This window comes from Ruegeria sp. N7, from assembly GCF_056531345.1.
In genome coordinates this window covers 201,128-210,756 of the sequence record NZ_JBQFLR010000004.1, presented here as the reverse complement: position 1 = coordinate 210,756, position 9,629 = coordinate 201,128, and the positions used below count along the sequence as shown (strand labels likewise).

9 protein-coding genes are annotated in these 9,629 nt (G+C 54.1%); 5 read left to right on the top strand and 4 right to left on the bottom strand.

Annotated features, from left to right (window positions below):
• Positions 1–131 precede the first annotated feature (131 nt).
• The 3 genes from ACR0ES_RS08440 (at position 132) to ACR0ES_RS08430 (ending at position 3,314) form a co-directional block, all read left to right on the top strand.
• Positions 132–689, top strand: coding sequence for a hypothetical protein (locus ACR0ES_RS08440; RefSeq protein WP_480870244.1), 558 nt, complete (start codon positions 132–134; stop codon positions 687–689).
• 215 nt (positions 690–904) lie between these two features.
• On the top strand, positions 905–1,363 hold the full coding sequence (locus ACR0ES_RS08435; RefSeq protein WP_480474019.1) for a hypothetical protein: 459 nt from the start codon (positions 905–907) through the stop codon (positions 1,361–1,363).
• Between the two features lie 190 nt (positions 1,364–1,553).
• Complete coding sequence (locus ACR0ES_RS08430; protein ID WP_170556818.1) at positions 1,554–3,314, top strand: adenylate/guanylate cyclase domain-containing protein; 1,761 nt, start codon at positions 1,554–1,556, stop codon at positions 3,312–3,314.
• Between the two features lie 349 nt (positions 3,315–3,663).
• On the opposite strand, the gene ACR0ES_RS08425 is transcribed toward ACR0ES_RS08430, so the two are convergent.
• From ACR0ES_RS08425 to ACR0ES_RS08410, 4 genes are all read right to left on the bottom strand, one after another.
• Positions 3,664–4,017 carry a phosphate-starvation-inducible PsiE family protein gene (locus ACR0ES_RS08425; RefSeq protein ID WP_170738391.1) on the bottom strand — a complete coding sequence of 118 codons (354 nt, stop codon included), beginning with the start codon at positions 4,015–4,017 and terminating at the stop codon, positions 3,664–3,666.
• Positions 4,018–4,177: 160 nt separating this feature from the next.
• Entirely contained in the window at positions 4,178–4,966 is a 789-nt protein-coding gene (locus tag ACR0ES_RS08420) for a transporter (protein WP_170400928.1), read from the bottom strand.
• A gap of 40 nt (positions 4,967–5,006) precedes the next feature.
• Positions 5,007–6,017, bottom strand: coding sequence for a DUF1254 domain-containing protein (locus ACR0ES_RS08415; RefSeq protein WP_170717655.1), 1,011 nt, complete (start codon positions 6,015–6,017; stop codon positions 5,007–5,009).
• 17 nt (positions 6,018–6,034) lie between these two features.
• Positions 6,035–7,090, bottom strand: coding sequence for a DUF1214 domain-containing protein (locus ACR0ES_RS08410; RefSeq protein WP_480870241.1), 1,056 nt, complete (start codon positions 7,088–7,090; stop codon positions 6,035–6,037).
• Between the two features lie 476 nt (positions 7,091–7,566).
• Between ACR0ES_RS08410 and ACR0ES_RS08405 the strand changes: the two genes are divergently transcribed.
• Together ACR0ES_RS08405 and ACR0ES_RS08400 are read left to right on the top strand one after the other, a co-directional pair.
• A complete protein-coding gene (locus ACR0ES_RS08405) occupies positions 7,567–8,643 on the top strand; it encodes an AraC family transcriptional regulator (RefSeq protein WP_480833430.1) in 1,077 nt (358 codons plus the stop codon).
• 68 nt (positions 8,644–8,711) lie between these two features.
• The gene (locus tag ACR0ES_RS08400; protein ID WP_253282656.1) at positions 8,712–9,458 is read left to right on the top strand and encodes an outer membrane protein; all 747 of its coding nucleotides are present in this window, start codon (positions 8,712–8,714) and stop codon (positions 9,456–9,458) included.
• Positions 9,459–9,629: the final 171 nt, after the last annotated feature.

Here is a 9,629-nt window from a genome sequence, read left to right as displayed (position 1 = left end):
AATTCGTCCGTCCGTTTCAGTCCCATAGTTCGTCTCCTTTGCTGCAATAAATGCTATCAAAGGAGCGGCAGCAAACCGCGACACGTCCAGTCCAAAGGGCTCGTACACAAGAATACATCTGGGAGCGAGTGTTGGATCAAGCTCAGCGCCAGGGCGTTGTGGGCATCCACTACGATGAGTGCCAGCACGTGTTTGCTGCGGGCGTGAAATCGAACACGGTATTTCTGGACAGCTTCAAATCCATGATGAAAGAGCCCCGCTGGCCCTTGATGTTGATCCTTTCCGGGGTGCCCACTTTGTTCGAATACGTACGCTCCTACGAACAACTTGACGCGCTTGTGGACCCCGTTCACTTCGATGAAATCAGACTTAAGCGTGATAAAGATGAACTTCGCGAGCTTTTGTTCGCCTACGCTGACGAGGCGGAAATTGACATCTTCCAACTGGTAACGATGGAATTTCTAAGTCGACTGGACTTTGCTTGTGCTCATCGATGGGGCCTTGTGATCGAACTGTTGATTGACACCCTCACCAAAGCAAAACTAGAGGGTAAAAGCGAACTCAAGCTGGAAGACTTCGCTGAACAGTTTGCACTGCGGACAGGTACGACAGAGCAGTATTCTCCATTCACTGAGAAAAACTACGTCGAGGCATTCGATACAAAGAGAATGCTCAAATTGAGCGATTAGTCAGTATTTGATGAAAACTAGTCTGCAAATTCGAAGGCATGCTGCACCTGCATTCGGCGGGTCGCAGCCCAAAGCGGACCTTCATCACTAAGCTTTGCAATCTCTGAGATGCGGGACGAAGCTGACTTTTCAGGTCCGGCTATGCGTTCCTTTCCTAGCAATAAATTTCGTAGTCTCTATCATGCTGGTTTTGCCCCACTGTCGAAGGAAACAACATGTTGCGTTCAATGCTTATCCCCGCAGTTCTCTTTGCGCCTCATTGTCTGACTGCTGCAGAGAAAGTGTCGGCAACGAACTTCTATGTCGTCAACCAAGAGCAAATTTCCGCGGGCGAGGACGTGTTCTGGAAAGAGGACAACTATGGGACTTATACCGTTGACGAGGGACCAATCGATCCTGGTTTTGTCCGGTGCGTGGGCTCGGGTTTCGGCGGACCCAGCGGTGTCAGCGGCGGTGGCGTCTGTGTTTATGGTGAAGAAGAGGACACGTTCACCATGAGATGGGAGGTTGTTGCCTTCGGCGTCAACAACTGGCGGATTGTTTCCTCCACCGGCAAATATTCGGGGATGACTGGAAGTGGAACGACCAAAACACGTGTGGCGTCAAAACTCCTGGCGCTACCGCACCGTATTTCTGACTGGGAAGGCGAGGTTGCCTTGCCCGCTAGGGATTGAAACTCGAACTGAAATGGTCGGGGATGATGCTGATTTGAAAGGTTGGCAAAGCCCGCATTGGGCTTGTTGTCGCCTTTCGTTACTTTTCACATTAATGACCGGTGGCAGCCCGAAGCGGACATTCTCGAAAGTTGGCACACTACTGCCGAACTTGATAGATTCGAAAAAAGGTTGCTATTGGGAAATGCGCATGACACGCCGACTTGCCGCCATACTTGCCGCCGATATGGTCGGCTACTCACGGCTTATGGCGGCTAACGAGGCGGGAACACTTGCTCGTCTCAAAGACCTACGACGGGACATCATCAATCCAAGTATCGAAAGTGCCGGAGGTGAGATTATCAAGCTTACCGGTGATGGCCTGTTTGCACTTTTTAGCTCGGTCGTTTCTGCCGTTGAGGCCGCAGCGACGCTCCAGAAGGCGCTGCACGCCGCCGAAGCCGAGAGCCCCACCGAAAGCCGGATCAGCTTCCGAATAGGGTTGCACATTGGAGACGTAATCTTGGACGAGGGCGACATTTATGGCGAGGGTGTTAATCTTGCCGCAAGACTCGAAGGCATCGCTGACCCAGGCGGTGTCATACTGTCTGACGACGCATGCCGGCAGGTTCGAGGCAAAATCGAACACGACATCATAGACCTTGGCGAAGTAGCGCTCAAAAACATCTCCGAGCCAGTTCGCGCCTACAAATTGGCGATGGAGGGCAAATCAGATTCCACGCAAAACCAATCTCAACCCACTGACAAACCCTCCATCGCTGTCTTGCCCTTCCAGAACATGTCCAATGATCCAGAACAGGAATACTTCTGTGACGGCGTTTCCGAAGACATCATCACAGAGCTCTCGCGCTTTCCCGAGCTTTTCGTCATCGCCCGCAACTCCTCATTTTCGTTCAGGGGTCGCCCCGTCACCCATATAGATATCGCTCGAGAACTCGGTGTTCGCTACATGCTAGAGGGTAGCCTCCGTCGAGCCCAAAACCGCGTACGCATTACTGCCCAACTCATCGACTGCACAAATGGAGCCCATGTTTGGGCCGAGCGCTACGACCGCACGCTAGACGACATCTTCGCGTTACAGGATGAGATTACACGCAGCGTGGTCGGCGCCATCGCCCCCCAGATATCCATTGCCGAAATAGATCGCGCGTCTGTGGCTCGAGATATCGACTTCAACTCCTACGACCTCTCGCTACGTGCAATGGCGATCTTCTACGCGGGAGGCTTCTACTCTCAGGATAAGTTCGATGAGGTCATATCGGTCTCTGATCGCGCCATTGATCTCGACCCGCGCAACGTCCAGGCCCATTGGATCAAAGCGTTTGCCTACCTGATGCGTTATCTATACCAGTTCGATGAGGACCCCACCGAAAACCTGGGCCTAGCTGATAAAAGCGTTGAACCTCTGTTTCTTGGTGGTCAACTCGACCCGCGCGCCTTATGCGTTCGCGGTATGGTTCGTCATTTCCGTGGAGATTTTGACGGGGCCAACGCCGACTTCAGTTTGGGCTTCACACTGAACCCGAACTTTGCCCGGAACATCTTCTTCATGGCCTGGCATGAATCTTTGGTCGGCCGAACCACACAGGCGCGCGAACATGCCCACCTTGCCCTCCAGCTTTCCCCACGCGACACTGACCTCTGGGTAGGAGACGCCTATCTGGCGCTCGCCCAAGCTGCCTTCGCCGACGCTGATTTTGAAGACGCAATGCGTTGGGGTGAGCACGCCATTCAGATGACGCCGCGTGCGCCGATCCGCCGGGCTCTTATGATCGCCAGTGCCGCCCACCTCGGGCGCGCCGAAGCAGGCCTGCCACATGAGCAGGCGCTGGCGGATTTCGCCCCAGCGTTCCTAGACAGCATTGTCTCCGGAGCTTTGATCCTCTTCCGTCTACCCGAACACAATGCGCTTTTGGTCGAAGGCTTGAAGAAAGCTGGTGTTAAGCCGTAGAGTTGGTCAGGATGCCAAAGCTCGAAACTATCGCAGACAAATCGTGCCAAGGGCCAATCCAATTTTAGCGCAATGTCCTCGAAAGGTTCTAGGCTCTGGACCTATAAACGGGTAGCAATTTCAACGGCAGCTTCCATCAGCACCGGACGTTCGTCGAAATCGCCGCTATGACCGAGTTGCGGACAAAGGGAACTTTCACCGGGCAGGTGCCAAGGTCTGCTTCCGGATTTCTTTAAGATTTTCGAGCGTTTCTTCTTTGGCTGAATAAGGAGGCGATTGCGGCTTCAAAAAACACTAATGTCGGCGATCTCGCTTATGCCAGCGTCGATACAGGCGTCCTTTGAAATATCTACTTGCCACGCCACAGCAACCAATACGTGACACCAAACGCCAGACCGAGTCCAGAATACCCAACGAAATAAAGCGGCTCCAGGTCCGTCGTATCGAGTGTAATGACCTTTCTGGCAACGGCCATCAGGGCAGTTGCAACTACCAGCTTCACATGTATGACATCGGCCGTCAGGTAGAGCGTGACATTCGTGTAAATCTCGATAGCGATCAGCACAACAAGCGCGGCCGCAAAAACCTCCAACAGAACACTGACGTCAAGAATCAGGGCCGGTGGACTTACAAGCTTGATGTAGAACGAGTAACCGGCGTCGATGACGGCAAATCCGATCACAACGACCATGAACAAAGACATCACCCGAACGGCGTGTCGAATGAGCCGATTGCAGCTTCTGACAATCAGATCCTAATGGTCAGGGTCAAGCTCGACATGCGCTTGCGCATTGCGTTGCATCTGATCGGCCATCAAGACCTCCCTATTTTCGACGTTTCATAAAAAGTTCTTCAGCCAAACGTCAGCGCCCTCTGGGCAAGACGACCTGAGCCTGCAAACGCAAGCGAACGCCTTCGGCACCCACTTCGGGCGCTTCGAGCCAATAGCCCGCCCCCGCTTGCAGATTGACCGGCAGCGCCCCCCATTGGACCAGCTTGGAGACCGAAGCGTTTATAGGCACAGCCCAGGCATCAGTTTCCCAGTCATAGGCGCTTTCGCTTTGCAGCGAATAGGTCCACGCGCCTTCGGTGGAATAAGCAAGAAAGGGCTGGACAAAACTCACATTCGTGGGGGTGTCGGGGTTGCTTTCTAGATCCCACAGATGATTGGCCAGCGCACCATAGGTCCACGGACCGGTCTGTCGCAGTGCAATGCCGGTGATCCCAGCAGCCCATGTATCACTCGATACGTCGCTAAAGGTTGGAAAGCGCACAACGGGACCCACGCCCCACGTTATGTCCCCGGTTCCGATTGGCGAGAACCACGCAGAGAAAAGGATATCTCCGAACCCCTCCTGACGTGTGCCCGGCACAACGTCTTCCTGCCAGATGTAAGGAATGATAGTTCGGGTGATCAGGTTAAGGTCATCGTTCAGTTGAAAGGGCACGACTGGTTGAAAGTTCAGCGTGGTGCGCGAGCCCTGATCAGAGACGCCCAGATTTTCATCATGGTTCAATTGAAACGGAACCGAGACGATTGCCGCAAGCGGGTTGGCCAGTTCCTGGGCCAGATCGGATGCCTCGTCTGCAACGGTTGTGGTTCCGGCACTGGCTGCAAAAAGCAGCCCCATAAGAGTATGGGATCGACGCATAGCCGTGTACTCCTTTTGAAATGCAGGTTGGGCGAGTGGCCTAGTTGATCGGCTCCAACTTCGGGAAGGTCCAATTGCCGTTCAGGATTGCATCCTCCGGCTCATAAAGGCGGATCGCATAGTTCCAGCCCGAAGTGATCGGCAGACAGTTCACGCGGCCATCGTCGCACCCACCGAAATGCAACGTGACCGAGCCGTCTTCTGCTGCTTCGGCTGTGTAACCGTTGTAGCTGTTTACGCCCAGATCATTGGCTTCCAGAAAGCCGTCACCGTTATAGACAGTCACCGACCAGAACGCCCGAACCGGCACATCCTTGACGGTTACCGCATGCGGTGTTTCGCCGTCATTCTGATCGACCGCGTCCAACAGATAGATCGCGGCCTCAGGCGGAAGACCGCCCCAACCCGAGAACGCACCGACCAGAAACTGAACCGGATCAATCTCGTCCTTTGTTCTGCCAAAGGCGCGGGCTGAATCGGTGCCCAGCAAGGATAAATCGTTTATCGCCTGACGCGCAGTGGCAAGTTGTTCGGTGTTCCAGTTGGGCGCGTCAAACGGGCCCGTTCCACCGCCGCTGACGACAATTCCATCCTGTGCCGCTTGCGCGGCGGCAATATCATCCGGGTCAGTCACATCGACGAATGTGCGAAACGCGATGAAACCAAAGCGCGTACCAAGGTCTTCCTGTGTGATTTGATACGTGCCGGGCTCTGCCTCGGCATACATGAAGTGGTCCTGATTGATGACATGCATCGAGATATAGCGGCCATCCGCTTTAGGCAGTGTCACTTCGACGGGTTCGCTCAAATCCAGCAGAACGCCGGAGTAGAGCGTGTCCTGGTTCATGCGGATGACGGGCTGGTTATCCGGTGTGGTGGCTTCGCGCATATGCCCCAATTCGCCAACAGCGAGGCCGAGATTGGCCATGTTGGTCCGAAACATGTGATCTGTCTCGGCGCGCACAAGGGTGTCGACGGTCACATCGACCATGTCTTCGGCCCAAACGCCTGTCGGGAGTGTAAGCGCGACTGTCAGAAGAAGCTTTTTCATCGTAAGCATCCTGTTGTTCAGTTTGCGGGTTCTACGGAGGAGAAGACCCAGCTTCCGTCGATGACCTCTGGGCCCGGCTGATAAAGGCGCACGGCATAGTTCCAGCCATCCATGATCGGGAGACAGTTCACACGTCCGTCGTTGCAACCGCCGAAGTGCACGGTCACACTGCCATCGTCATTCTTGGTGCCTGAGACCGAGTTGACCACATACGTGTCGAGGGAATTGAGTTCAAAAAACCCGTCTGCATTATAAAGGCTCACGGACCAGAATGCGTTCACTGGCACATCCGCCGGGACCTGGATTTTGTATTCCCCAAGCGGCAGGCCGGGCTCGATATTAAGATAAAAGGCCTCGTCTTCTGGCAGCCCACCAAAGCCGACTGCTGTGCCAAGGAAATGGCGTAATGGGTCTACATGATCTGCCTTACCAAAAGTCCGGACGCTGTCTGTGGCGAACCTGCCCAGCTCAATTGCGGCTTGGCGCAGCGCCTCAAAGCTCTCCGCGTCGTAATTGGGCATTTCGAAGGGCGTTGCGGAGGCAGCATCAATGGTGAACCCGTCCTGAATTGCATTGACCGCCGCAACATCCTTGGGGCTCTCGGCATCCACCAGTATTCTCATGAAAACAAGTACGTAGGGGGTATGGAATGTACCCATGTCAAGCTGGAACACACCGCCACCGTCGAACACTTCATTGATGAAATGATCCTGATTGACCACCATCGTCGTCATGTATCGGTCGCCCACATCGGGCAGAGTCAAGGTTGCGCCTTGGCTGATATCAATAACCGCAACGCTGTAGAGTGTGTCGCGATTCATCCGAATGGTGGGCTGATTGTCGATGGGGGTGGGTTCTTTGAAGTGAAAGAACTGATTTACGCCTCCGGCCAGGCCATTGTACGTCTTCAGTTCATTGTCTGTAGCAGCCCGAACAAAGTTGTTTATGGTAATGGGCACTTCGTATGTCTCAGCAAGTGCATCGACCGTGGTATCAAAGCTCTGAGCGGTCGCTGTGCTTCCAATCAGGACAGCTAAAGCAGCCAGTTTCCAGCGTTTGTGCGTGAGATTCATAGTTTGCCCGCTCCACTAGCCAATTACAGAAATGCATTGCTTGATGGTCCCGGCACCTGATCAAAAGCGCATTCTCACGCCTCTCATTTTGTTGTTTTTTAAAATGCTACAATTGGAGCCTTGGCCATCTCTCTCCAACAAACCACAAAGTTCGAATGTATGCCCTGACAGATTGGAGCGACCGCTTCCGAAAACTGGTTAAAAATGACAGGTAGCGATAGCGTTTCGGCCAACAACTAGAAACTCACTTTGCATATTGACCCGACGGCGGTCCTATTATTCGTGTGGTGATGTCAATCTCTTAGAGCGCACTCTCTGCGGGTAGCGTGGTTCAATTCGATTGAGCCCCTACCAGCGGGCACCTGACTTTTTTACCTCAAAAAGTGACTTCCGCTTTGACGCAGGTCAGGGACACAGAGCCGCGCTGGTCTATGCTTGACGTGCCCGACCTTTCAATTGCGGGGTCTTAAGGAGCTATGATGACAGGGCATGACGCACATGCTCAACACAGAACACCGCCGCTTACACGCGGGCGGGTTATCGTGCCGCTTTTGCTTGCGTTTCAAGAATCCGGTCAATCTGTAGAAAGTCTCCTAGCGGAATTCGATCTATCCTTCTCGGAATTGAACGCTCCGAGTTGTTTCATTCCGCACGACACTGTCTATGCCGTGTTTGAAGCCGTCGCACAAAAGACATCCCCAGACTTTCCAGCACTTGTTGGTCAAACTTCAGATCCGACCGTTGCATCCCCATTCGGACAGGCCTTTCGCGTAGCAAAGTCGCTGGCCGATTTCATTGCCAGGTTTTGCGTTCATGCGGGAAACAACACAAACGCGGTCACCATGACACTCGATGTCTCTGGAGAGTTCGCCGTGCTGTCCGCCAAACGCAGGTTCACGCCATGCTGTTCGCCCGCCTATATGGATGCGTTTCAGATCAGCCGATGGGCTACGTTGCTGCATGAAACCGCAGGTCAGCGTTGGGAAGCAAATAAGGTTCTTGTGCGTGTGAACCGTCCTGATCTGCTCCCGTCTTACTTCTACGGTATCCGGGCGGTAGGTGCGGGCTCAGACGGGTATTCCATCCGCTTCCCAAGTGCCTGGCTTTTGTTTGAACTGGTTAACCGAACCGCGACCGAGTACGTGTTGACCACTCAGGACGAAAAAAACCCTGTACCTACAGACTTGTTGAGTTCGATCCAAAGCGTTGCCAACTCAAGGGTCAGGCGCACGGACTTGTCGGCTACGGCGCTCGCCAAGGCATGCGGTTTTCGAGGCGCGGTTCTCAACCGACGGCTTGCTGTCTATGGGACATCACTGTCGCGCATCGTCATCGAAGCCAAATGTGACCAGGCGAAACATCTGCTTTCCAAGTCTGAATTGTCGGTGGGCGATATCGCTGATCATTTGGGATACTCTGACGCGACGGCCATGACACGGGCCTTCAAGAAATGGACGGGTCAAACACCGTCAGAGTTTCGCGCCCGTGAAATGAATAGCGTTAAGGCATCTGTTCCGATACTCGACCCGGTCGAATGCGATTGTGAAACGTAACAGGACAACGGCGCGGCCCATCTTTTGCCGCGCCTCGAACTCGGGATAGGCAAAGGGGGGAGCGGGCCATGGCGTGCTTAAAAATACGGTGTATCGCAAGCAGTTTTCTGGTTGCGGCGACGATGCTGCCCGGCGGATCAACAGCAGTGGCACAGGACTCCGACTGGAGTTTTTCCGGCAGCTTCTACATCTACGCGGCGGACACCAAGACAACCATTGGATCGCTGGAGTCGGAACTCAGCTTCAGTGAAGCGGTTGAAAACCTTGATCTGGCATTCATGGGTACACTTGAAGCGCGAAGTGGCCGGTGGTCGCTGATCGCGGACTACATGCGCACAGACCTGTCCTTTGACAATGACACTCCCGGCCCGGTGTTCAGTGGCGCTGAAACCAGTCTGAAGACGCAGTTTTTAAGTGGATATGCCGCTTACACGGCCTATCAAGACCAAAACCTGGCCGTCGATCTCGGTGGCGGGTTTCGCTGGTTTGAGACGAGCAGCACGATCACTCTGGTCGGCGGCCCCACCCCGGCACCAAGTTCCAGTGCCAGCGACGATTGGATAGACCCTCTGATTGCGGCCCGTATCCGGTATCAGATCAATGACCGATGGTCGGCCGTTGCCTTGGCCGACTATGGTGGATTTCGCTCAGATCGCGAAACCGCACAGTTTTTGGCAACGGTAGGTTATGCGATCGCTCCAAAGTGGAATTTGCGCGCAGGTTATCGCTACATCATGGTCGACAAAGGTGAAGTTGACAGCAGGTTCAAGCTCTCACAATTCGGACCCGTGTTGGGTGTGACCTACAGCTTCTGAGTAAGGGCATTATGCGAAAGGCGGCCATGCCGAACACAAACAGGTCTGTAGTATCGAAGTTGCGCCAAGGCGCGAGCAGCGGTGCCGACATGCTTGGGACCGACAATTGCAGCCGGATGCGAACAGTCGGACAAAGGCAATTCAGAAAAGGAACGACGAGGCGACTGATTG

Coding starts and splice junctions, on each gene's coding strand:
- ACR0ES_RS08420 (WP_170400928.1), bottom strand. CDS start 4,966: ATGCGTCGATCCCATACTCTTATGGGGCTGCTTTTTGCAGCCAGTGCC.
- ACR0ES_RS08405 (WP_480833430.1), top strand. CDS start 7,567: ATGATGACAGGGCATGACGCACATGCTCAACACAGAACACCGCCGCTT.
- ACR0ES_RS08425 (WP_170738391.1), bottom strand. CDS start 4,017: ATGTCTTTGTTCATGGTCGTTGTGATCGGATTTGCCGTCATCGACGCC.
- ACR0ES_RS08415 (WP_170717655.1), bottom strand. CDS start 6,017: ATGAAAAAGCTTCTTCTGACAGTCGCGCTTACACTCCCGACAGGCGTT.
- ACR0ES_RS08435 (WP_480474019.1), top strand. CDS start 905: ATGTTGCGTTCAATGCTTATCCCCGCAGTTCTCTTTGCGCCTCATTGT.
- ACR0ES_RS08410 (WP_480870241.1), bottom strand. CDS start 7,090: ATGAATCTCACGCACAAACGCTGGAAACTGGCTGCTTTAGCTGTCCTG.
- ACR0ES_RS08430 (WP_170556818.1), top strand. CDS start 1,554: ATGACACGCCGACTTGCCGCCATACTTGCCGCCGATATGGTCGGCTAC.
- ACR0ES_RS08400 (WP_253282656.1), top strand. CDS start 8,712: ATGGCGTGCTTAAAAATACGGTGTATCGCAAGCAGTTTTCTGGTTGCG.